This is a genomic window from Micromonospora sp. CA-269861 (assembly GCF_050948505.1).
In the GTDB taxonomy this organism is placed as follows: domain Bacteria; phylum Actinomycetota; class Actinomycetes; order Mycobacteriales; family Micromonosporaceae; genus Micromonospora.
In genome coordinates this window covers 1,862,142-1,885,362 of record NZ_CP192014.1, presented here as the reverse complement: position 1 = coordinate 1,885,362, position 23,221 = coordinate 1,862,142, and the positions used below count along the sequence as shown (strand labels likewise).

Annotated in this window: 20 protein-coding genes; 12 read left to right on the top strand and 8 right to left on the bottom strand. The window is 70.6% G+C overall.

Annotated elements, in window-relative coordinates:
- Nucleotides 1-9 precede the first annotated feature (9 nt).
- Nucleotides 10-429: a hypothetical protein gene (locus ACQP0U_RS08655; protein ID WP_433317311.1), complete on the bottom strand. Its 420-nt coding sequence runs from the start codon at nt 427-429 to the stop codon at nt 10-12.
- Between the two features lie 191 nt (nt 430-620).
- Here ACQP0U_RS08655 and ACQP0U_RS08650 point away from each other — a divergent pair, with 191 nt between their 5' ends.
- Nucleotides 621-2,663, top strand: coding sequence for a glycerophosphodiester phosphodiesterase family protein (locus ACQP0U_RS08650; RefSeq protein ID WP_433317310.1), 2,043 nt, complete (start codon nt 621-623; stop codon nt 2,661-2,663).
- A gap of 177 nt (nt 2,664-2,840) precedes the next feature.
- A complete protein-coding gene (locus ACQP0U_RS08645; RefSeq protein ID WP_433317308.1) occupies nt 2,841-3,215 on the top strand; it encodes a hypothetical protein in 375 nt (124 codons plus the stop codon).
- Between the two features lie 68 nt (nt 3,216-3,283).
- Here the strand turns inward: ACQP0U_RS08645 and ACQP0U_RS08640 are convergent, their stop codons facing one another.
- Nucleotides 3,284-4,231, bottom strand: a complete 948-nt coding sequence (locus ACQP0U_RS08640) for a sporulation protein (protein WP_433317307.1) — start codon at nt 4,229-4,231, stop codon at nt 3,284-3,286.
- Nucleotides 4,232-4,599: 368 nt separating this feature from the next.
- Here ACQP0U_RS08640 and ACQP0U_RS08635 point away from each other — a divergent pair, with 368 nt between their 5' ends.
- Nucleotides 4,600-4,818 carry a hypothetical protein gene (locus ACQP0U_RS08635; RefSeq protein ID WP_433317305.1) on the top strand — a complete coding sequence of 73 codons (219 nt, stop codon included), beginning with the start codon at nt 4,600-4,602 and terminating at the stop codon, nt 4,816-4,818.
- Nucleotides 4,819-4,833: 15 nt separating this feature from the next.
- Here ACQP0U_RS08635 and ACQP0U_RS08630 read toward each other — a convergent pair whose 3' ends face one another.
- Together ACQP0U_RS08630 and ACQP0U_RS08625 are read right to left on the bottom strand one after the other, a co-directional pair.
- Nucleotides 4,834-5,610 (bottom strand): DeoR/GlpR family DNA-binding transcription regulator, encoded by a 777-nt coding sequence (locus ACQP0U_RS08630; protein ID WP_433317303.1) that lies wholly within the window; start codon nt 5,608-5,610, stop codon nt 4,834-4,836.
- 37 nt (nt 5,611-5,647) lie between these two features.
- Entirely contained in the window at nt 5,648-7,639 is a 1,992-nt protein-coding gene (locus ACQP0U_RS08625; RefSeq protein WP_433317301.1) for a beta-galactosidase, read from the bottom strand.
- A 284-nt stretch (nt 7,640-7,923) separates the two neighbouring features.
- On the opposite strand from ACQP0U_RS08625, the gene ACQP0U_RS08620 reads away from it, so the two are divergent.
- The 7 genes from ACQP0U_RS08620 (at nt 7,924) to ACQP0U_RS08590 (ending at nt 15,929) form a co-directional block, all read left to right on the top strand.
- Nucleotides 7,924-9,252 (top strand): ABC transporter substrate-binding protein, encoded by a 1,329-nt coding sequence (locus ACQP0U_RS08620; protein WP_433317299.1) that lies wholly within the window; start codon nt 7,924-7,926, stop codon nt 9,250-9,252.
- 21 nt (nt 9,253-9,273) lie between these two features.
- Entirely contained in the window at nt 9,274-10,230 is a 957-nt protein-coding gene (locus ACQP0U_RS08615) for a carbohydrate ABC transporter permease (RefSeq protein WP_433317298.1), read from the top strand.
- Nucleotides 10,227-11,108, top strand: coding sequence for a carbohydrate ABC transporter permease (locus tag ACQP0U_RS08610; protein WP_433317296.1), 882 nt, complete (start codon nt 10,227-10,229; stop codon nt 11,106-11,108). The genes ACQP0U_RS08615 and ACQP0U_RS08610 overlap by 4 nt, the downstream gene beginning before the upstream one ends.
- The gene (locus tag ACQP0U_RS08605; protein ID WP_433317294.1) at nt 11,105-13,240 is read left to right on the top strand and encodes an alpha-galactosidase; all 2,136 of its coding nucleotides are present in this window, start codon (nt 11,105-11,107) and stop codon (nt 13,238-13,240) included. The genes ACQP0U_RS08610 and ACQP0U_RS08605 overlap by 4 nt, the downstream gene beginning before the upstream one ends.
- A gap of 113 nt (nt 13,241-13,353) precedes the next feature.
- The gene (locus ACQP0U_RS08600) at nt 13,354-13,746 is read left to right on the top strand and encodes a YciI family protein (RefSeq protein WP_433320717.1); all 393 of its coding nucleotides are present in this window, start codon (nt 13,354-13,356) and stop codon (nt 13,744-13,746) included.
- Nucleotides 13,747-13,788: 42 nt separating this feature from the next.
- Nucleotides 13,789-15,012 carry an RNA polymerase sigma factor gene (locus tag ACQP0U_RS08595; protein WP_433317292.1) on the top strand — a complete coding sequence of 408 codons (1,224 nt, stop codon included), beginning with the start codon at nt 13,789-13,791 and terminating at the stop codon, nt 15,010-15,012.
- A gap of 596 nt (nt 15,013-15,608) precedes the next feature.
- Nucleotides 15,609-15,929: a DMT family transporter gene (locus ACQP0U_RS08590; RefSeq protein WP_433317290.1), complete on the top strand. Its 321-nt coding sequence runs from the start codon at nt 15,609-15,611 to the stop codon at nt 15,927-15,929.
- Nucleotides 15,930-15,984: 55 nt separating this feature from the next.
- Here the strand turns inward: ACQP0U_RS08590 and ACQP0U_RS08585 are convergent, their stop codons facing one another.
- Nucleotides 15,985-17,361 carry a cellulase family glycosylhydrolase gene (locus tag ACQP0U_RS08585; RefSeq protein WP_433317288.1) on the bottom strand — a complete coding sequence of 459 codons (1,377 nt, stop codon included), beginning with the start codon at nt 17,359-17,361 and terminating at the stop codon, nt 15,985-15,987.
- A gap of 374 nt (nt 17,362-17,735) precedes the next feature.
- Between ACQP0U_RS08585 and ACQP0U_RS08580 the strand changes: the two genes are divergently transcribed.
- A complete protein-coding gene (locus tag ACQP0U_RS08580; protein ID WP_433317287.1) occupies nt 17,736-18,698 on the top strand; it encodes a TIGR03557 family F420-dependent LLM class oxidoreductase in 963 nt (320 codons plus the stop codon).
- 5 nt (nt 18,699-18,703) lie between these two features.
- Nucleotides 18,704-19,573: an alpha/beta fold hydrolase gene (locus tag ACQP0U_RS08575; protein WP_433317285.1), complete on the top strand. Its 870-nt coding sequence runs from the start codon at nt 18,704-18,706 to the stop codon at nt 19,571-19,573.
- On the opposite strand, the gene ACQP0U_RS08570 is transcribed toward ACQP0U_RS08575, so the two are convergent.
- From ACQP0U_RS08570 to ACQP0U_RS08560, 3 genes are all read right to left on the bottom strand, one after another.
- Nucleotides 19,560-20,813, bottom strand: coding sequence for a hypothetical protein (locus ACQP0U_RS08570; RefSeq protein ID WP_433317283.1), 1,254 nt, complete (start codon nt 20,811-20,813; stop codon nt 19,560-19,562). The genes ACQP0U_RS08575 and ACQP0U_RS08570 overlap by 14 nt on opposite strands.
- A 67-nt stretch (nt 20,814-20,880) precedes the next feature.
- A complete protein-coding gene (locus ACQP0U_RS08565; protein WP_433317281.1) occupies nt 20,881-21,690 on the bottom strand; it encodes an endonuclease/exonuclease/phosphatase family protein in 810 nt (269 codons plus the stop codon).
- 11 nt (nt 21,691-21,701) lie between these two features.
- Nucleotides 21,702-23,192 carry a phosphatase PAP2 family protein gene (locus ACQP0U_RS08560; RefSeq protein ID WP_433317279.1) on the bottom strand — a complete coding sequence of 497 codons (1,491 nt, stop codon included), beginning with the start codon at nt 23,190-23,192 and terminating at the stop codon, nt 21,702-21,704.
- Between the last annotated feature and the right edge of the window lie 29 nt (nt 23,193-23,221).

The window sequence follows — 23,221 nt, the reverse complement described above, 5'->3', positions numbered from 1 at the left end:
GTGGGTGGGTTAGTCGGTGGAACTGTCTCTGATGGACTTTGCTGGGCCGGTCGCGGAGGTGGACTGGTCGCTGGTGCCACCGCCCACCGGGGTGCTGAGGCCGCCGGTGGTGGCGTCGCCGGTCGTGGTCGGAGCGACAGTGCCCGGGTGTCGCTCCGGCTGTCGGGCCACCCGGCGTACGCTCGCCGGCCCGGCGGTGCCACCGGTGGTGGTCACCGCGCCCTGCCCACCGACCGGGCCACCGTCACGCAGCACCTGTGGGTCGACCCGTTCCTTCGCCGGATCGAACGGGTCATCGCGTTGGATCTGGCTCTCCACATCGGTGCGGGGCACCGTCACCTCGTCGAGGGCGCCCTTGCCGTACACGCCGCCGGCGATCCGATCCTCGGCCTCGCGGGCGGCGTCCTGCCGCATGTCGTCCTCACGCACGTCCATCACCTCGCAGAAGCTGTCGAACTGACTGCGTGCCCGACCACCGGCCGACCAAACCCTGCGTGACCGGGAGGTCGTCCACGGCGGTTCACCGTCACGCCGCCCGCTGGCCGCCTGCCCGCAGCCCGAGATGTCCATGCTGTCCGGCGACCGGTGGGAGATGCCCGCCGGCAGGAGGGGATGACAGCGTGCGCACAGTACGCCGTACCGCCGTCGCGGCCCTGGTGGCCGCGACGGTGACGACCGGGCTCGCGGTGCCCGCCCAGGCGAAACCGCGACCGGACCGGACATTCGACGTGCAGGCCCACCGGGGCGGCCTCGGGCTGCGGGTGGAGAACACCCTCGCCTCCTTCGGCAACGCCCTCCAGCTCGGTGTGACCACCCTCGAACTGGACGTGCAGATCACCGAGGACGGCCAGGCCGTCGTCACCCACGACCGGAAGGTCACCGGCACCAAGTGCGTCGACACCACCCCGGTGACGCCCGGCGACCCGGAGTTCCCGTACGTCGGCAAGTACATCAACACGCTGAGCCTGGCCCAGGTGCGCTCGCTCGACTGCGGGTCCAAGACGCTGTCTGACAAGCCCGGCCAGCTCGCCGTCCCGGGTGCCCGGATGCCGCTGCTGCGTGAGGTCTTCGCCCTGGTCAACCGCTACCGGGCAAAGGACGTGAAGCTCAACGTCGAGACCAAGGTCGAGGCCGGCGCGCCGACCGAGACCGCCCCCCGCGACCAGTTCGTCCAGGTCACCGCGGGCGAGATCCGCGCCGCCGGGCTGCTCAAGCAGGTCACCATCCAGAGCTTCGACTGGGGCGCGCTGATGCGCATGCGTCAGGTCGAGCCGAAGCTGCCGCTTGTCGCCCTGACCAACTACGACTTCCTGCAGACCGGCCAGCCGGGTAAGTCGCCGTGGCTGGGCGGGCTGGACATCGACGACTTCGGCGGCGACCCGATCAAGGCGATCCGCAGCTTCGGCGCCAGCGCCTTCTCGCCGGTGCACGGGATGCCGCAGAACGGCACTGTCAGCGACCCGGGCTACAAGCCGTACGTCACCAAGGAGATGGTCGCCCAGGCGCACCGCTACGGGATCAAGGTGATCCCGTGGACTGTCGACGACGTGCCGACCATGACCAAGCTGATCGACGACGGTGTGGACGGCATCATCACCGACTACCCGGACCGGTTGCGCGGCCTGCTGGCGCAGCGCGGCTACCGGCTGCCGAAGGCGTACACCGCGCCGTTCGACATCCAGGCGCACCGGGGCGGTCGGGCCACCCGGCCGGAGAACACCCTGCCGGCGTTCGCGAACGCCCTGTCCAACCGGGCCATCTCCACCCTGGAGCTGGACACCAACGTGACCGCTGACGGCAAGCTCGTGGTGCTGCACGACCGCACCGTCAACGGGTCGCACTGCGTCGACACCAAGCCGGTGCGCCCGGGTGACCGGAAGTTCCCGTACGTGGGCAAGCCGGTGCACGAGTTGACCCTGGCGCAGCTCAAGACCGTCGACTGCGGCACGAAGACGCTGCCCGAGCTGCCCGCTCAGGTGCCCGCGCCCGGTGCCCGGATCCCGACCCTGGACGAGGTATTCGCCCTGGTGAAGGCGAGTGGCCGTACCGACATCGGCATGAACATCGAGACGAAGATCAGCCCGGTGGTCAACGACACCGAGCCGTACCGCAGCTTCACCAGCAAGCTCGTCGACGCGATCCAGCGTGCCGGTTTCACCAGCCGGGCCACCATCCAGTCGTTCGACTGGCGCACCATCACGTACGCCCGCCAGCTCGACCGGCGGATCGGCACTGTCGCGCTGGTCTGGCAGTACGGCCCGGCCGAGTGCGCGACCCTCGCCGACGAGTGCTCGCTGGAGGCGGTCTACGGCAACCCGTCGGTGAAGAGCCCGTGGACCGGTGGACTGGACTGGTGGAAGTACCAGGACCTCGGCAAGCTGACCCGGGCCGCGGGTGCTGGCACGGTGTCCGCCAACTGGCAGGTGCACGACCCGAAGCAGGGCACCGTCGCCTCGACCGACTGGTACCTGCGGGAGAACCCGGCATACTTCCACGGACCGGACGTCCGGACCCTCCAGACGCGCGACGACCTGAAGGTGATCCCGTACACCGTCGATGACGCCACTGTGATGCAGCGGGTCATCGACCTGGGCGTCGACGGCATCATCACCGACGACCCGGACCTTCTGGTGAGCGTGGCCAGGCGCAACGGCCTGCGCTGACCCACGCGACACCCGATCGCCGGCCGGATTTTCCGGCCGGCGATCGGTGTTACCTGCTCCGTGGCCTCGGGTAGTCGGGGGTTGTCCCCGCCACGAAAGCGAACCGTGCCGTGGCCGAAACGCGGTAGCGGGGCGAGGGAATGCAGGTACGACTCATCGCATCCTGAGGAGGACCAGATGAGCACGCAGGCTGCTTCCACCCGGCCGATGAACCGGCCCATGAACGACCCGCAGAATCCCGCTCAGATGCGGGACATGCAGACCCAGCAGATGCCGTCCATGCGGGACGGACATCGAGACCCGATGCCGTCGCCGGGTACGGAGACCAAGCAGGCGTTCCTGACGACGGAATTCTGGGTCTACGCCGCTGCGGTCGCGCTCGTGGTGATCGCCGCGTTCTGGAAGGGCACCACGGCCAACGGGCTGAACATCAACAACCCGAACCAGGCGTGGCTGTTCCTGACCATTCTGACCGGTGGTTACCTGGTCAGCCGTGGTCTGTCGAAGGCCGGCTCCGCGCGCCGGTCCGGCAAGGAGCGCAACAAGCACTGACACGTCGTACGTGCGACAGTGGCCTCCGGGATTCCTCCCGGAGGCCACTGTCGTCGTTTGTGGATCACCTACTCGTCGCCACCGAAGTCGCCGAAGTCGCCCTCGAACGCGTCCTCGATCATCTCGCCGGCGATCATGCCGCCGGCGACGCCGAGCGCCGCCCCGGCCACCATGCCGCCCATGCCGTGCCCACGGCTGTGACCGTGACCGTGGCCCGCGCCGTACTGGGAACGCAGGCTGCCGTAGCGGGACGTGGTCTCACGCAGCCAACCGTCGACGACCTGCGCCCAGTCCACCCGGTCGACGTCGGTGTGCGACACCTGGTAGCGACCGAACGCGTCGTGCCCGGCGCTGAGGAACCCACCGCGCTTGTCGCACTCCAGGATGACCTCCACACCGCGCTGGCTGGTCACGAAGGTCAGCTCGACCTCCCGGATGGTGCTCGCGTACTGCGGGGAGGCGAAGAACTCGATCTCCTGGTAGAACGGCAGCGTCTGCTGCACGCCCCGGATGTGACCGCGCTCCAGGTCGGCGTGCTTGAACCGGAAGCCGAGCCGCTGGAACGCCTCCAGGATCCGCTCGTGCACCGGCAGCGGGTGCACCGCCACCTGGTCCAGGTCGCTCTTGTCGACCGCGCGGGCAATCGCCAGCTCGGTGCGCAGACCCATCGTCATGCCGTGCAGGCGCTGGCCGTACACGTCGGTGATCGGGGTCTCCCACGGCACCGGCAGCTCGAACGGGATGGAGAGCTGCTGCTTCGGGGCGAGTTGGAGCGGGCCGCTGACCACCATGCGGTGGAACTCCATCGTGCCCGCGTACTCGGTGTCGTGTCCCTCGACCTCGACCCGGGTGACCAGGCCGATCACCACCTGCTCGATGGCCGCCTCAGCGTCGCCACCGACGAGGTTGACCTGCCCGTCGAGGGTCAGGCCGGGCCGGGTGTTGGGGTTGGTCAGCACGGTGTCCACGCTGGGACCGCCCACACCGAACGCGCTCAACATCTTCTTGAAGACCATCGGAACTCCTGTGCGACGCCGACCGCTCCAGGCTGGAGTCGGACGTTGACTCGAACGGCACCCTATCCAGCACCCCTGTGAGGTGGCTGTGAAGCGCGCCGAGCCGGCGCGCCCCGCCGACGACGCGTGATCGACTCGCCTGCCCCGGTCAAGATCCGCGCAACTTCGGGGAAGGTGCTGTCTCCACAACGGATGAGGGGCCACTTTCCCTGTTCTTGCTCGGATCTTGATTCGGGCAGCCCGATTGGCCGAACCGGTCACGAATCGAGAAGCCCTGGTCGTCGGGCCGCAGCTAGCGTGACCGCCATCGACGTCCGGACCGACGGATCGCCGGGATCGAACGACGCTCGTCTTCCCAGGAGGTTGCCATGAGTGCGAAAGAATGGGTTCGGCAGATTCACCGGTGGCTGGCCATCACCTTCACGGTGACCGTCATCGTCACCTTCGTCGCGCTGGCGCAGGACGACCCCGTCGTCTGGGTGTCCTACGTGCCACTACTCCCCCTCGCCCTGCTCCTGTTCACCGGGCTGTACCTGTTCGCGCTGCCCTACACCGCCAGGCGGCGGCGAGCTGGACGGTCGGACTGACTCGGATCCAGGCCGTCAGTCGGGGTCGACGACCACCAGCTCGCCTACCTGTTCGCCGATCGTCGTACGTGCCTCGGTGGGCAGGCCACGGTCGGTGATCAGCACGTCGGCGGCCTCCAGCGGTGCGATGGTGGCGATGCCTATCGTCTCCCACTTGGTGTGGTCGGCGAGCACCACGAGCCGTCGGGCCGCGCCGATGAGGCAGCGGTTGACCCCGGCCTCCAGCAGGTTGGGCGTGGTGAACCCGGTCCGTGGGCTGAGGCCGTGCACGCCGAGGAACAGCAGGTCGACGTTGAGCGCGCTGATCGCCGCTTCGGCCACCGGCCCGGTCAACGCGTCCGACGGTGTGCGGATGCCACCTGTCAACACGACGGTCTGGTCGGCGCGCGGGTTCTGGTAGAGCGCGTCGGCCACCGGGATCGAGTTGGTCACCACCGTCAGCCCGCGTACGTCGGAGAGGATGGTGGCCAGCGCGGCGGTGGTGGTGCCGGCGGAGAGCGCGATGGCCATCCCCGGCTCCACCATCGTCGCGGCCCGCTCGGCGATGGCCCGCTTCTCCGCCTGCTGGCGGATCGACTTCGCCGCGAAGCCGGGTTCCTCGGCCGAGCCCGGCCCGGCGAGCGTCGCGCCGCCGTGCACCTTGTCGACCAGGCCGCGCTCGGCCAACACCTCCAGGTCACGCCGGATCGTCATGTCGGACACACCGAACCGGCTGACCAGGTGACTCACCCGCACCCCGCCACGTTGGCGGATCAGATCGAGGATGGCGGTCTGCCGCTGCTGGGCGAGCATGTGGGGAACCTCCTTCGCGCCGTGACTGTCGTCAGCATCAGGTCCGATCCTCACGGACCACCGCCACCTCACCGGCCGGCAGTGTCAGCTCACCGGCGCAGCGTTCCCCGGTCAACAGCTCGACGCCGTGCGCCGGCAGGCGTACCTCGGTGTCGGTGTGGTTGATCGCGAACAGCCAGGTCCGGTCGCCGTCGCGGCGGCGGACCACCTCCACCCCGGGCGGCGCCGACGCCGCCGGGCGGACGCCGGCCTCGGCGAGCAGCCGGGCCACCAGGCGGTCGGTGGCCGGCTCGTCGAGCCGGGTGCCGACGTACCAGGCGGCGCCGTCGCCCACCTGGTGCCGGGTCAGCGCCGGCACGCCCGGCAAGGGCCCATCGGTGTACGAGGCGAGCACCTCGGCGCCGTCGGCGTGCACCCACTCGGTCCACACGTCGGCGGCGCTGCCGTCGTCGAGGTGGACCTGCTCGCCCTCGCGCAGCGGGAAGAACTCCTCGGTCCGGACGCCGAGCAACTCCCGGAACGCGCCCGGGTAGCCGCCCAGCCGAATGTGGTCGTTGGCGTCCACGATGCCGCTGAAGTAGGTGACCGCCACCGTGCCGCCGGCTCCGACGTACCTGTGCAGCGCGTCGACGTCGGCGTCCCGGACCAGGTAGAGGGTCGGCACCAGGACGAGCCGGTAGCCGCTGAGGTCGGCCGACGGGTGGACGATGTCGGCGGTCACGCCGGCCCGCCAGAGCGAGCCGTACAGGGCGTTGAGCCGGTCTGCGTAGGTGACGTCGACGCTCGGGTGCGAATCCAACTCGACGCCCCACCACGCCTCCCAGTCGAACAGGATCGCCACGTCGGCGTCGACCCGAGCGCCGCGTACCTCCGCGAGGGCCTTGAGGTCGGCGCCGAGCTGGCAGACCTCGCGGAACACCTTTGTGTCCGGCCCGGCGTGCGGCACCAGCGCGGAGTGGAACTTCTCCGCGCCGGCCCGGGAGGCCCGCCACTGGAAGAAGAGCACCCCGTCGGCGCCGCGGGCGACGTGCGCGAGGCTGTTGCGTCGCAGCTGACCGGGGAGCTTGGCGACGTTGCGCGGCTGCCAGTTGACGGCGCTCGTGGAGTGCTCCATGAGCAGCCACGGGTCGCCGCCGGCGACGCCCCGGGTGTGATCCGCGGCGAGCGCCAGCCCCAGGTGCGCCTGCGGGTCGGCGGCGGTCAGGTAGTGGTCGTTGGAGACCAGATCCACATCGGAGGCCCAGGAGTGGTAGTCCATGTGCTTCACGCCCAAGCCGATCATGAAGTTGGTGGTGACCGGCTGCCGGACCAGCGTCTTCAACACCTCGCGCTCGGCGCGCAACTGGGCGCGCTGCTCGTCGGACGAGAAGCGCAGGAAGTCCAACTGCTGCGTGGGGTTGGCGAAGGTCGGCGCGGTGCGCGGCGGGTTGATCTCGGCCCAGTCGCCGTAGCGCTGGCTCCAGAACGCGGTGCCCCAGGCGTCGTTGAGCCGGTCCAGGTCGCCGTAGCGCTCACGCAGCCAGCCACGGAACGCCTCGGCGCTGACGTCGCAGTAGCAGTGCACGTTGTGGCAGCCCAGCTCGTTGGAGACGTGCCACATGACCACTGCGGGATGATCGGCGTACCGGCCGGCGACCGCGCGCACCAACTCCAGCGACCGCTCGCGGAACACCGGCGAGCTGGCGCAGTACGCCTGTCGTCCACCAGGCCAGAGGATCGCGCCGTCGGCTCGGCGGGGCAGCGTCTCCGGGTGCGCGCGGGCCAACCACGGTGGTGGGCTGGCGGTGGCGGTGGCCAGGTCGACCTGGATGCCTCCGTCGTGCAGGAGGTCCAGCACCCGGTCCAGCCAGCCGAACTCGAACCGACCCGGGGTGGGCTCCAGCAGCGCCCAGGAGAAGATGCCGACCGAGACCAGGTTGACCCCGGCCCGGCGCATCAGGTCGACGTCCTCCGACCAGGTCTCCTCGGGCCACTGCTCGGGGTTGTAGTCGCCGCCGAAATAGATGCTGTCGCCCTGCCATCGCCGCATGACAGCTGAGGGTGCACCCGCTGGCCCACGGAAGTCAACAGGTTCCAACATCGAGCTTCTTTCCAACGTTTACCACGTAACGGCCGTGTCACGACTGGGTTATCAGAGGCGAACTGCCCTCTTGACAGCGCCCGACTGAAGGGTAGCTTGAGGCCCCAATGGCCGTTCGTGTTCGCCAATGTGGATTCTCGGTGGATCTCAGTGTGTGATCACGACGCCGGACTTGCCTTCACCACCCCTGACGGCCCTTGGGCGTAGCTCCTCTTCATCCGCAGGAGGCACAGATGTCCCGTCCCCAATCCCAAGCCGAATACCTGGCCCGGCTCGTACCGCCCTCAGTCGCCGGCATCAACCGACGATCGGTGCTGGCCGGCGCGGCCGGCACCGGCGCGCTGCTCGGCACCGGCCTGCTCGCCGGCTGCGGCGACGACTCCGGCTCCGGTGGGTCCAGTAAGGACGTGTCGCTCGGCTCGAACCAGTCCGACCCGAAGCCGAAGGACGTGGTCGTCAAGGTCACCGACGGGTTCAAGACCGCGTCCGGGGTGCAGGTCGCGATCAATACGGTCGACCACAACACGTTCCAGGAGAACATCAACAACTACCTGCAGGGCAAGCCGGACGACGTGTTCACCTGGTTCGCCGGCTACCGGATGCGCTTCTTCGCGCAGAAGGGCCTGGCCAGTGACATCAGCGACGTGTGGAGCAAGCTCTCCGGCTACTCCGACGCCTTCAAGAAGGCATCCACCGGCGACGACGGCAAACAGTACTTCGTACCGGGGACGTACTACCCGTGGGCGGTCTTCTACCGCAAGTCGGTGTGGCAGCAGCACGGCTACCAGGTGCCCACCACCCTGGACCAGTTCACCGCTCTCGGCGCGCAGATGAAGAGGGACGGCCTCACCCCCATCGCCTTCGCCGACAAGGACGGCTGGCCGGCGATGGGCACCTTCGACATTCTCAACCTGCGCATCAACGGCTACCAGTTCCACATCGACCTGATGGCCGGCAAGGAGGCCTGGACCTCCGACAAGGTCAAGAAGGTCTTCGACACCTGGGCCGGCCTGCTCCCCCTGCACCAGCCGGACAGCCTCGGCCGCACCTGGCAGGAGGCCGCGCAGTCGTTGCAGCAGAAGAAGAGCGGCATGTACCTGCTCGGCCTCTTCGTCGGTCAGCAGTTCAGCAACGACGAGCAGGACGACCTCGACTTCTTCACCTTCCCCGAGATCGACCCGGCCATCGGCGCGAAGGCGCTGGACGCCCCGATCGACGGCTACATGATGGCCCGCAAGCCCAAGAACGAGGACAACGCGCGCAAGCTGCTGGAGTACCTCGGTGGCAAGGCCGCCGCGGACATCAACCTCAAGAACGACCCGGCCGTCCTGGTCGCCAACAGTGGCGCGGACGTCGGCGGCTACACCGCCCTGCAGAAGAAGGCCGCCGAACTGGTCGGGTCGGCCACCGAGATTGCCCAGTTCCTCGACCGGGACACCCGGCCGGACTTCGCCTCGACGGTGATCATCCCGGCGCTCCAGCAGTTCATCAAGAACCCCAAGGACATCGGCGGGCTCACCTCGTCCATCGAGAACCAGAAAAAGTCGATCTTCACTGACTGACGGCGGAAGGGGGAGGACATCGTGTCCGACCTGCCCCTGATCCAAGCGGATCGCGCCGTGCCGCCGCCGGCCGCGACCACCTCCACGGGTGGTCGTCGCCGGCGGCTACGGCTCCTGTCCCGCACCGACCGCGTGGTCATCACGCTGATGGTGCTCGTCCCGCTGCTGCTCGTCACCGGGTTCGTCTGGTTGCCGGCGGCGGCCACAGTGCTGCTCTCCGGCACCAACTGGGACGGCATCGGCCCACTCAACGAGATCGAGTTCGTCGGCGCGCGCAACTACAGCGACGTGGTGAACATCTACCCGCCGTTCGTGCCGGCGATCCAGCACAACCTGCTCTGGCTGGCGGCGCTCTTCGTGGTCGCCACCCCGTTCGGCATGTTCCTGGCCGTGCTGCTCGACAAGGAGCTGCGCGGCAGCCGCTTCTACCAGACCGCGCTCTACCTGCCGGTGGTGCTCTCGCTGGCGCTCATCGGCTTCGTCTGGCAGTTGCTCTACTCCCGGGACCAGGGCCTGATCAACGCCGTCTTCGGCAGCACCACCGACTGGTACGGCGACTCGAACGTCAACATCTGGGCAGTCATGGTCGCCTCCGGGTGGCGGCACGTCGGCTACATCATGCTGCTCTACCTGGCCGGTCTGAAGGGCGTCGATCCCTCACTGCGGGAGGCCGCGGCGGTCGACGGCGCCTCGGAGAGCCGGACGTTCTTCCGCGTCGTGTTCCCGGTGCTCCGGCCGATCAACATCATCGTGCTGGTGGTGACAGTGATCGAGTCACTGCGCGCGTTCGACCTGGTCTGGGTGGTCAACAAGGGCCGCAACGGGCTGGAGTTGATCTCCGCGCTGGTCACCCAGAACGTGGTGGGTGAGGCGAGCCGGATCGGCTTCGGCTCCGCACTGGCGACGATCATGCTGGTCGTCTCGCTCGTCTTCATCACCATCTACCTGGCGACCGTGATGAGGGAGAACCGGGAATGAGCGTCGACACCGCGGTCCGCCGCCGCAAGCTGACCCCGCAGCGGATGGTGCTGCACGGCTTCCTCATCGTCGTCTCGCTGGCCTGGCTCTTCCCGATCGCCTGGGCGGTGCTGACCTCGCTGCGCTCGTACGACTACACCGCCGCGAACGGCTACGTCTCATTCGGCGGCTGGACCTTCGACAACTACGTCACCGCCTGGCGGACGGCGGAGTTCGGCCAGCACTTCCTCAACTCGGTGTACATCACCGTGCCGGCGGTGCTGCTCACCCTCTTCCTCGCCTCCTGCGTGGCGTTCGTCATCGCCCGGTTCAGTTGGAAGATCAACCTCGTCCTGCTCGGCATCTTCACCGCGGCCAACCTGCTGCCCCAGCAGGCGCTGCTCATCCCGCTGTTCCGGCTGTTCACCGAGGTGCCGCTGCCGGAGTTCATGAGCGACTCGGAGCTGCTCTACGACAGCTACTGGGGCCTGATCCTGATCAACGTGGCCTTCCAGTGCGGCTTCTGCGTCTTCGTGCTCAGCAACTACATGAAGGCGCTGCCCCGCGACCTGTACGAGGCGGCGATGGTCGACGGGGCGAGCATCTGGCGACAGTACTGGCAGGTCACCATGCCGCTGTGCCGGCCGGCCCTGGCCGCGTTGGCGACGCTGGAGGTGACCTGGATCTACAACGAGTTCTTCTGGGCCACAGTCCTCATGCGCACCGGCGACAAGTTCCCGGTGACCAGCTCGCTCAACAACCTGCGCGGTGAGTTCTTCACCGACAACAACCTGGTCTCGGCGGGCAGCGTGCTCGTCGCGATCCCCACCCTGGTGATCTTCTTTATGCTCCAGCGGCACTTCGTTCGGGGCCTGACCTTGGGAGCCTCCAAAGGATGACGATCCTGCACCTGCGCCGCGCGCGGACCAGCCTGGTGCTCGACGCGCGCGGCCCGGGGCTGCCCCGGGTCGTGCACTGGGGCGGCGACGTCGGCGACCTCGACGACGACGCCCTGCGCCAGCTCACCGACGCGACAGTACCGCCGGTGGTGCCGAGCAGCTTCGACGAGCCGACAGTGCTGTCCCTGCTGCCCGAGGCGAGCGCCGGTTGGAGCGGCCGACCGGGGCTGGCCGGGCACCGCGACGGACGAGACTGGTCCACCTCCTTCCGCCTCGACGGGTGGGACGTGCGCGACACCGGGCCCGACGCGGCGCTGCTGACCGTGCGGGCGTCGGACCTGGCCGCCGGGTTGACAGTGACCATCGAGATCACGCTCGACCCGTACGGCCTGCTGACCGTTCGGCACCGGCTGCGCAACGACGGCGAGGGCGCGTACGAGCTGCGGGAGCTGACGCCGGTGCTGCCGGTGCCGGCGGTCGCCACCGAACTGCTCGACCTGACCGGCCGGTGGTGTCGGGAACGGTCCCCGCAGCGACACCCGTGGCCGCACGGCGCCTGGGTCCGCGAGGGCCGACACGGCCGTACCGGGCATGACGCCACGCTGCTGCTGGTGGCGGGCACCGCCGGGTTCGGCTTCGGCCACGGCGAGGTCTGGGCGGTGCACACCGCGTGGAGCGGTGACCACGTCACGGTCGCCGAGCGTCGGCCCACCGGAGAGTCGACGCTCGGTGGCGGCGAACTGCTGGCCCCCGGTGAGGTCCGGCTCGGGCCTGGGGAGTCGTACGAGACCCCGCTGCTCTACGCGGTCTGGTCCGACGCCGGGCTGGACGGGCTCAGCGACGTGCTGCACACGCACCTCCGGGCCCGCCCCGGGCACCCGCGCTCCCCCCGCCCGGTGACCCTCAATGTCTGGGAGGCGGTCTACTTCGACCACGACCTGGACCGCCTGCGCGCGCTCGCCGACCGGGCCGCGCAGATCGGCGTGGAACGGTTCGTGCTCGACGACGGCTGGTTCCGCGGCCGGCGCGACGACACCTCCGGGCTCGGCGACTGGTACGTCGACGAGGGCGTCTGGCCGGACGGCCTGCAACCGCTCATCGACCATGTGACCGGCCGGGGCCTTCAGTTCGGCCTCTGGGTCGAGCCGGAGATGGTGAACCCCGACTCGGACCTGTTCCGGGCGCACCCCGACTGGGTGCTCGCCGTGCCGGGGCGGCTGCCGCCGGCCTGGCGTCACCAGCAGGTGCTCGACCTGGGCCGCCCCGAGGCGTACGACCATGTGCTGCACCGCCTCGACACGCTGCTCACCGACCACCCCGGCATCCGGTACCTCAAGTGGGACCAGAACCGGGACCTCACCGAGGCCGCGCATCATGGCCGCCCCGGGGTGCGCGGGCAGACCCTCGCGGTCTACCGGCTCTTCGACGAGTTGCGCGGTCGCCACCCTGGCGTGGAGATCGAGAGCTGCTCGTCCGGCGGGGCCCGGGTGGACCTGGCCATCCTGGCGCGCACCGACCGGGTCTGGGCCAGCGACTGCAACGACGCCCTGGAGCGGCTCAGCATCCAGCGCTGGACGGGGCTGCTGCTGCCACCGGAGCTGATCGGCACCCACGTCGGCCCGGAGCGCTCGCACACCACCCACCGCGTACACGACCTGGGTTTCCGGGCGGCGACCGCGCTCTTCGGCCACCACGGCATCGAGTGGGACATCGCCTCGATCAGCGCTGCCGAGCAGACCGAACTGGCCGCCTGGGTCGCACTGCACAAGCGGCTGCGCCCGCTGCTGCACGCTGGCCGGGTGGTCCGCGTCGATCACCCGGACCCGGCCGTCTGGGCGCACGGCGTGGTCGATCACGACAACACCCGAGCGGTGTACGCGGTGGCGCGACTGACCACCTCGGTGTCCCAGGTCCCCGGCGCGGTGCGGCTGCCCGGCCTCGACCCGGGCCGGCGCTACCGGGTACGACAGGTGTCGGGCGTACCGGCCCCGGCGACCATCGACCTCGCCCCGCCCATCTGGCTGGCAGGTGGTGTCACCCTCAGCGGGGCGGCGCTGACCCGGGTGGGTGTGCAGCTACCCGCCCTGCACCCGGAGCAGAGCCTGGTGCTGGAGGTCGACGCCGTCGACTGACAAGATTCTGGAGAATCTTCGGCCGGGGTGTCGAGAACGGCAGGGACTGCTTCTACCTCAGGGTGAGAGCACCGACGAGGGTGCGCAGGTGTGAGGAGCCAACCGTGAAGTACATGCTGTTGATGCAGTTCAGCGCCGCCGGGACCGACTTCCCGAGCATCGACACCTGGACGCAGGACGAGGTCCGGGCGCACATCGCGTTCATGGGCGAGGTCAACGAGAAGCTCACCGCCGCCGGCGAGTGGGTCGACGGGCAGGGCCTCGGCGGCCCGCAGCAGGCCCGGATCGTCCGGGCTGGTGAGGGCGGGGCGCCGGTGGTCACCGACGGCCCCTTCGCCGAAACGAAGGAGTTCCTGGCCGGCTTCTGGATCGTCGACTGCGAGAGCCCGCAGCGGGCCGTTGAGCTGGCGGCGTACATCTCCACTGCGCCCGGCCCCGGCGGCCGGCCGCTGAACATGCCGATCGAGGTGCACCCGATCATGTCCGGCCCGCCACAGGAGCTGTGAGGCCTGAACACCGCACCCCGCATCGAGGACCTGCTGCGCGAGTTGGCGCCGCAGGTCCTCGGCGTGCTCAGCCGCCGCTTCGGTGACTTCGCCACCGCCGAGGACGCGGTGCAGGAGGCGCTGCTGGCCGCCGCCACCCAGTGGCCGACCGAGGGGCTGCCGGCCAACCCACGTGGTTGGCTGATCCAGGTCGGTTACCGCCGGATGATCGAGCTGGTCCGCGGTGAGCAGGCCCGACGCCGCCGGGAGGACCTGGTCGCCCGGCAGGATCCGGACGACCAGCGGTACGCGCCAGCCGCGGACGAGGAGTTGACCGCCGAGCGGGACGACGCACTGGTCCTGCTCTTCCTCTGCTGTCACCCGGCGCTCGCCCCGACGTCGGCGGTGGCGCTGACCCTGCGCGCCGTCGGCGGTTTGAGCACCGCCGAGATCGCCCGCGCGTTCCTGGTGCCCGAGGCGACGATGGCGCAGCGGATCAGCCGGGCCAAGCAGCGCATCCGGGCCTCCGGGCTGCCGTTCCGGATGCCCGAGCCGGCGGAGCGGGCCGATCGGTTGATCGCCGTCCGGCAGGTGCTGTACCTGGTCTTCACCGAGGGGCACACCAGCACCGCCGGCCCGGGCCTGCGCCGGATCGACCTCGCGGCGGAGGCGATCCGGCTGACCCGCGCGCTGCACACGCTGCTGCCCGACGACAGCGAATCGGCCGGGCTGCTGGCGTTGATGCTGCTCACCGAGGCACGCGGCCCGGCGCGGACCGGGCCCTCCGGCGAGCTGATCTCACTTGCCGATCAGGACCGCAGTCGCTGGGACGCGGCGGCGATCGCCGAGGGCATCGCACTCGTCACCCGGGCCCTGCCCCGTGGGCCGGTCGGCCCGTACCAGGTGCAGGCCGCCATCGCCGCCCTGCACGACGAGGCGCCGGGCACCGAGCAGACCGACTGGCCGCAGATCCTGGCGCTCTACGAGGTGCTGGAACGCCTGGCCGGCAGCCCGGTGGTGGCCCTCAACCGGGCGGTGGCCACGGCCATGGTGCACGGACCGGCCGCCGGGCTGGCAGCCCTCGACGCGCTGACCGACGACCCGCAGCTGGCCGGACACCACCGGCTGGCCGCCGCCCGCGCCCACCTGCACGAGATGGCCGGTGACCAGGCCCAGGCGATCGCCGACTACCGGACCGCCGCGGCCCGCACCAGCAGCCGCCCCGAACAGCTCTACCTCACCATGCGGGCAGCCCGACTCGCCGCCGACCGCGCCGATCTCCCGTAACGGCGGCGCTGCGCGGCGCGCGCCAGGCAGCGTTCCCCGCCACAGCTGGCAATCTTGGACAGTAACGGAAAGTGTCCAAGATCTACCCTGCCAACCTCCTCCGCGCCCCTAGCGGAGCGAGGGCGCGGCCCGCAGCGGCGCGGCGGGCGAGCGGGCGGCGCGGTGCGGCGGGCGGGCGGCGCGGCGCCGCGGGCGGGCGGCGCGGCAGGCGAGCGGGCGGGCGGGCGGCGCCGCGGGCGAGCGGCGCGGCGGGCGAGCGGCGCGGCGGGCGAGCGGCGCGGCGGGCGAGCGGCGCGGCGGGCGAGCGGCGCGGCGGGCGAGCGGCGCGGCGGGCGAGCGGCGCGGCGGGCGAGCGGCGCGGCGGGCGGATGTATGCCGGGCCGGCTTTGGAGCTGATGCCGTAAACGATTCACCCATCGGGACGGCTGCCTCGGGATCTGCGTACCCGATTCGTTTGTGACATCAGCTCCAAAGGGCTTCTGTGACAGATGTTGGGGCGCACGGACGTCACGCCGACGGGTCGGACGGGCGTCGGCGTCGCCGGCACTAGCCTGGGCGGCGACGGGTTCGTTGACCACGAAGGGCCGAGGGGACGCATGGCGTACGTGCTGCTGGGAATCGCCATTCTCGCCGAGGTGCTGGCGACCAGCCTGATCAAGAGCACCGCCGGGTTCAGCCGCCTCTGGCCGACCGTGGCGTGTCTCGGCGGCTACACGCTGGCCTTCCTCCTGCTCGCCCAGGCCGTCAAGGAGATCCCGGTGGGTGTGGCGTACGCCCTCTGGTCGGGTCTGGGCACGGCGGCCATCGTGGCGATCGGGGCGGTGTTCCTCGGTGAGTCGGTGGGGCTCGCCAAGCTCACCGGCATCGCACTGATCATCGCCGGGGTGGTCATCGTGAACCTGACCGGGGAGCACTGAGCACTGCGGGTTCCGGTGGCCGGGTCCGACGCGGACCCGACCACCGGTCCAATGGTCAGCTCGCCGTACAGCTCAGCACGGGCAGGCTGTTGGTGCCGGTCCAACTGCCGAGGAAGCCGAAGCTGGCGCTGGCCCCGGCGGCCAGCCGCCCGTTGTAGTCGGCGTTGCGTGCGGTCACCGTGGTTCCGCTGCTGGTGAGGGCCACATTCCAGGACTGGGTGACACGCTGGCCGTTGGCGAAGGTCCACCCGGTGGTCCAGCCGGTGATCGCCCTCGCGCCGGCGGTCACCCGCACCTCACCCTGGAAGCCGCCCTGCCACTGGTTGGTCACCGTGTACGTCGCCGTGCAACCACCGACGGGCGGGGGCGTCGTCGGCGGGGGCGTCGTCGGCGGTGGAGTGGTCGGCGGAGGCGTCGTCGGGGGTGGGGTGGTCGGCGGTGGGGTGCCGCCGAAGACGCTGGCCTCGCGGGCGGTCTGCCGGATGCCGTTGGCGCCGTTGAAGAGGCGCTGACCCCAGTCGGTCAGGCTTGCCGGGTTGAAGTTGGTGGCCAGGTCGAGATACTCGACGCCGCCGCCGTTTCCGCTCCACGACCAGCCCAGCCAGCCGATTCCGTTGGCCTGGCTGTACGCGAGGATGGTGTCCTCGTCCGGGTTGCCGTCGGAGTGGTTGAAGCCGAACTCACCGACCACGATCGGCAGTCCGGCGCTGCGGAACCGGCCCAGGTAGTCGCTGATCTCCGCGGCGGTGTCGAACACGCCGTACATGTGGACCGAGAAGACCGTGTTGCGCGCCGGGTCGGCTGCGAAGACCGACGCGGCGTTGTCGCGCATCGTGAACGACCAGTCCTGCCCCCAGTTCGGCGCGTCCACCATGATCGTGTGGGTCAACCCGCCGGCCCGCAGGCGCTTGATGGCATTGGCGTTGTCGGTGGCCCACGAGGCGTAGTTCTGGTTGCCGTACGGCTCGTTGCCGATGTTGACGATGACGTACCTCTCCTGGCCGGAGAGGACATCGGCGAGGCTGAGCCAGTAGTCGACGGCGCGGTCCAGGGTGATCGCGCCGCTCTGTTCGCCGTACCCGGTGGTGTCGTGCACCTCCAGCACGCAGATCAGCCGGTTGGCCTTGCAGAGCGAGATGACGTTGGCGACGTCGGCGTTGGTGTTGCGGGTCCACCTGTCGCCGCTGGAGAGCACCACCCGCACGGTGTTCGCGCCGAGCGCCTTGACGTCGGCGAACGAGCTGGTCTGCTGCGGGTACCAGGTGTGCGCGTGGTTGACACCGCGCATGATGAATTCGGTGCCGTTGGCGTCGTACAGCTTGCCGCCAGCGACGGAGAAACCAGCCGCGGCGTGCGCGGGCTGGCCGAACGCCAGCACGGCGACGAGCAACGCGAGCAGTGTCGCGCCGGCGGCGGAGAGTCGAGTCTTCATGGCCTTCCTCAGGGAGGACCCCCGGTGCCCGACAGGGGTGGGGACGTGACAGGGAAGGCGGCTGCAGCCCGGCAGCCGCGCCCGGCTCCCGGCGCACGCATCAGCGTAGGACGATGGATCGGTCCTCGCAACCGGTTCAGTTGGCGGGCCTGTAGCCCAGACAGCCGCAACGGCCCACGCGGACGCAGGCCGTCACGGGGCGGTCATCCCCACCACAGGATGTGCGCCACACCCGGCTCTTAACCGGTTAAGAGCGACGGTAGGCAGGTGGCCGCGATCCGTCAAGCACCACGGCGGCCGAACCGGACGGGAGGGTTGACAGCCCTCCACCGGGGTATCCGAGGAACGATCCGTCAGCGAGAGGGGATACCACGATGGTCAGCGTCGGCTACACCCTGTTGTGCGAGCAGGCCGGGCCCAAGCAGCTGGTGGACCATGCGGTACGGGCCGAGGCTGCTGGTTTCGACCAACTGGTGATGTCCGATCACTTCTACCCCTGGCTGGACTCCCAGGGCCACTCCCCGTACGCCTGGTCGGTGCTCGGCGCGGTCGCCCACGCCACCTCGCGGGCGGAGCTGATGTCCTTCGTGACCTGCCCGATCCGCCGCTACCACCCAGCCGTGGTCGCGCAGAAGGCCAGCACGATCGGCGCGCTCTCGGACGGCAGGTTCACCCTCGGCCTCGGTGCCGGCGAGAACCTGAACGAGCACGTTGTCGGCGGCTGGCCGCACGTCCAGCAGCGGCACGAGATGTTCGAGGAGGCGTTGCAGATCATCCGGCCGTTGCTCAACGGGGAGACGCTCACCTTCTCCGGCAACCACTTCGACGTGCCCGACGCCTACATCTGGGACCGCCCGGAACGGCCGGTGCCGATGGCCGTCGCCGCGTCCGGTCGACAGTCCGCGACGCTGGCCGCCGAGTACGGCAACGGCCTGATCTCCACCGAACCCGACCGGCACATCATCGAGATGTACGACGACGCCGGGGGCGCCGGCCAGCCCCGCTACGGCCAGGTGGTCATCTGCTACGGCCCCGACGAGGCGGAGTGCCGCAAGATCGTGCACGACCAGTTCCGCTGGTTCGGGATGGGTTGGAAGGTCAACGCCGACCTGCCCGGCCCGGAGTCCTTCGCCGCCGCGACGCAGTTCGTCCGCGAGGAGGACGTCGCCGAGGGCATCCCCTGCGGACCGGATGTGGACGCGCACGTCGAAGCGTTCGGCAAGTTCGTCGACGCCGGCTTCACCCACGTGGCGATCGTCCAGGTCGGTGGCGAGACCCAGCCGATGTTCCTGGACTGGGCACAGGAGCAACTGCTGCCCCGACTGCGCCAACTGTGAGCCGCGTGGCGACCCACCGGCCACACAGGCCGACCCGACCGGCTCGGACGGGCCGGTTCGGGCTGGCCGAACTGCGGCTCGGCATGGCCGCGCCCCGACCGGACTCCGGACTCACCAGCGAGTGGCGGCTCGTCGACGGGCTGCGCACCCACACCCGGCACGCTGCGGGCCCGGGGACCGACGCCCCACCCGTGGTGCTGGTGCACGGCCTGGCGGTCTCGCACCGGTACCTCACCCCGCTGGCCGTCGCGCTCTCCGCCACCCATCAGGTGTACGTGCCGGACCTGCCCGGCTTCGGCCTGACCGAACGCCCCCGAGGCGCGTACGACGTGCGCCGGCACGCCGATCACCTGGCCGCCTGGCTGGCCGCGTACCGTCTGCCGCCGGTCTGCCTGCTGGGGCACTCGTTCGGCGCCGAGGTGGCCGCCGCGCTCGCCGCGACCCACCCCGACGCGGTACGCGCGCTGGTGCTGGCCGGGCCGACAAGCGATCCGGCTGCCCGGTCCCGCCGGGCACTGCTCGGTCGGTGGCTGGTGGACAACACCCGCGAGGCGCCGCTGCAGGCGCCGGTCCTGGCGCGGGACGTCTGGAACGCCCGACCCTGGCGGGTCCTCGCGACGCTGTCGCACTCGGTGCACAACGCCATCGAGGCGGACCTGGTCCGGATCACCGCGCCGACCCTGGTCCTGACCGGCGGGCGCGACCCGATCGCCCCGCCACGGTGGCGCAACCAGGTGACCCGGCTGGTGCCGGACGCCAACCTCGTGGTCGTTGCCGGTGCTCCGCACAACGTGGCGACGACCAACCCGGTCGCGGTCGCGAACGCGATCCGGCACCTGATTGCCCCTCATCCCGCAGCACTCACGGACAGGTGACCATCATGCGCTTCGGCAACACGGAGATCCGCCCGCTCGGCGGTGGCCTCGGCTGCCTCCTGATGATCCTCTTCTCGATCGTGGCCTCGGTGGTGCTGACCGTCCTGCTCAATCTGGTGCTCTGAGACTCAGCGCTCCGAGGCGCGGCTGATGCGGTCAGCGGCGCAGGCCGAGGGCGCTGAGCACCTCCCGGGAGGCCAGTCGGGCCCGGGTCGAGCACCGAGCGACGGGCCCAGCGGGCCACCGGTCCGACGGTGGCCCGCCACGCCGTCCGGACGCCCCGCGCCACCGGCACGACCGTCGCCGACCAGACCCACCGGACTCCTCCCAGCAGCGGGCGGACGGTGTGCCGCCACAGCCAGCGCAACCCTCGCCCGAGCGGACGCAGCAGCACTCGGTAGAGCAGACGCAGCAACCGGCCGGCCGTCCGCCACGCACCGACCACCGCGGCGACGACCAGCCGACCGAACCCCGCGACGAGCCACCAGATCCCGCGCAGCAGCCCGACGAACGCGGCGCTCAACGCCCTGTCCAGCACGCCGACGGCGCGCCGCAGCAACCGTCCGGCGGGCGCGAGCACCGCGCCCAACCACCGCAGCGGCCGCAGGAGCAGGTGCTCGGCGAGCCAGACCAGCACGCGCCCCAGGGCCACAAGAGGCGGACGCAACCCTCGGCGGACCAACCAGACCAGCGGGGACCAGATCACCGTGCGGGCCACCCAGGCGAGGGCGCGGGCGAGCCACACCAGCGGCAGCCAGAACAGGGTGCGGGCCACCCACGCGACACCACGCCCCAACCACACCAACGGCAACCACACCAGGGTGCGCGCCACCCAGGCGAGGGCGTGCGCCAGCCACACCAGCGGCAACCAGACCACCGTGCGGGCCACCCACGCGACACCACGCCCCAACCACACCAGCGGCAACCACACCAGGGTGCGCGCGCACCAGACCAGGGGGAGCCAAAGCAACCGGTGCAGGGCCCAGGCCAGCGGCACCAGCAGCCAGCGGTGCACCAGCCGGCCGGCAGCCGCGATCAGCTCCCAGAGCAGGCGTACCGGCAGAACCACGACCAACGCCACGCCGCGCGCGACGGCCGCGACGAGCGGAAGCGCGGCGGCGGCCGGCTCCGCCGTGTCCGGGGTCCGCAGGTCGCGGGTCGAGGGTGCCCTCGACGGCGTGGCGGGGTGATCGTTCGACGGCCCGGGCAACGGCGAGCGCAGGGCGGGGCGGTCGGTCACGGTGGGCACGATAACCGGACCGTGCCAGCCCGTGGGGGCGTCGGCGGTGCGGCACCGACGGCGACTTTCAGGCGGCGGACAGCGTAAGCGTGGCGAGCAGCGGGTAGTGGTCGGAGGCCGTCGCCGCTGCGTCGTCACGGATCACCCGGCAGTCGCGGACCCGCTGCGCCACCGCTGTGCTGCCGAGCAGGTAGTCCAGCCGCATCCCGGCGAACTCGGCCCCACCCAGTCGGGTGGGCACGGTGTGGCCGGCGGCCTCCGGCGCGTCGACGTTGGCCGACGGCCAGAGGTCGACAAGGCCGGCGGCGAGCAGCTGGGCGATCGCGCGGGTGTCCACGGCGCCGCCGGAGCGACGCAGGTGCCGCCGCCGGTAGAGGGTGGGCATGCCGGCCAGGCGAGCGGTGTGGTCGACGGTCGGGTCGAGCGAGTTGAGGTCGCCGGTGACGAGCGTCAGCGGGCCCTGGTGGCGTCGCATCGCGGCGACCAACCAGTCAACCTCCATCCGCCGCCGGCCCCCGGAGTACGGGTAGAGGTGGGTGCCGAGCACTGTGAACGGGCCGGCGGACGTGGCCACCACGACGCGGGCGGCGGCGTGGTGGAACGGGCGGCGCACCGGCCCCGCCTCGACGGCTCGGTACGGCGGCCGGACCAGCACCGCCACCGGCTGCCCGAAGCAGGACCGGGCCAGGTGGGGCGTCATCCCCACCCGGCCCGCCACGGTGGCCATCAGCCCGTCCCGGTCGAAGCCGCGCAGCTCCTGCAGGGCCAGGACGTCCGGTGCCTGCTCGTTGACGACCTGCACCACCTGATCCAGCCGGTCGGGGCCGCCGCGATCCCGGCCGCCGGTGCGGATGTTCCAGGTCATCACCCGCAGCACGACGGCCGCGCCTAGTCGGCTCGGCCGGCCCGCGCCAGCTCGTCGTCGAGGGTGTCCACGTCCTCCGACTCGATGGCCGGTTGGTTGCCTTCCTGCAGGTCCTCGTTCGGGCGGATCACGAGGTAGAGCAGCCCGATCCAGAGCGCGGAGAGCAGGATCGCGCCCATGAAGTCGGTCGGGTGGTGCATCCCCCGGTACATCCGGGAGGTGGCCACCCCGACCGGCATGAGCACGGCCAGCGCCACGAAGACCCAACGCCACCACCTGTCGGTACGCGGGAACACGATGAGGGTGATCGCCAGCCAGACGCAGATCGTGGCCGCGATGTGCCCCGACGGGAACGACGAGGTGGGCATCTGCCCGTCCAGGTTCTCCACCTGCGGACGCGGCCGGTCGACCGCGCGGGCCGACGCGAGGAAGAGGGTCAACTCACCCACCATCGCCAGCGCCACGAAGAGCACCGGACGCCAGCGCCGCCACACCGCAAGCACCAGCGGGCAGAACACCAGCGAGATCAACAGGATGGCGTGGGTGTCACCGAACTTGCTCCACCACCAGCTGACCTCGGTCAGCACCTCGGTGTGCCGCTCGGCGAACCACTGCGGCACCTCGGTGTCGAGGGTGTCGAAGAAGGTGCCCTTGGCGTGGTAGCTGACGTACGTGCCGAAGCCGTACAGCGCCCCGAACACGATCACCCAGCCGACAAGCAGCTCGGCCACCGCCGAGCGGGGGTGGGCCAACACGTGTTCCTCGTCCGGGGCGGGGGCGATGTCGTGCCCCGCCTCCGGCTCCAGGCCCGCGCTCAGCGGCGGCACCGGCCTCCCCCGCTCCCGCCGCCACAGTCGGAAGGCGTAAGCGGTGACGCCCAGCCAGGCGGCCCCGAGCAGCCAGGCGGCCAACACGTCCGAGACGAAGTGCACGCCCAGCGCGATCCGGGTCAGGCCGACAAGCGCCACCAGCACACCGACGCCGACGATGGCCGGCTTGCGCCAGCGGGGCGCCATCGCCGGCAGGAACACCAGCAACAGTGCTCCGTACGCGACGAACGAGCCGAGCGCGTGCCCGCTCGGGAAGCTGTTGCCGGGTGCGCTGGCGATCGGCACGTCCACGACCGGGCGGAGCCGGCCGACAAGCGTCTTCAGTGACGGGTCGAGGATCAGGCCACCGACGCCCGTGATGATCAGGTAAACGGCGAGTCGGGGCTGCCGCCGGATGAGCAGCCCGACCACGGCGATGGTGACCAGCCAGATGAGGATCGGCCGGCCGCCCAGGTCTGTCACCGCCTGGAGCACCGTGACAAGCGCGTGGTGCGGGGCGACGAGCCCGTTGAACCACTCGGCGAGCGCGTGGTCGGCATCCTGCAGCGGGCTCCACCGCACCCGGACGAGCAACAACAGCAGCCCGAAGGCCACCCCGGCACCGGTGACGGCCACCAGACCGGCAATGCTCCGTTCGGCGAAATGACCGATCGGACGGCGCGCCACCTCTTTGACCGCGGTCACCCCGCACCTCCCTTGTCTGTCTGGCGAGG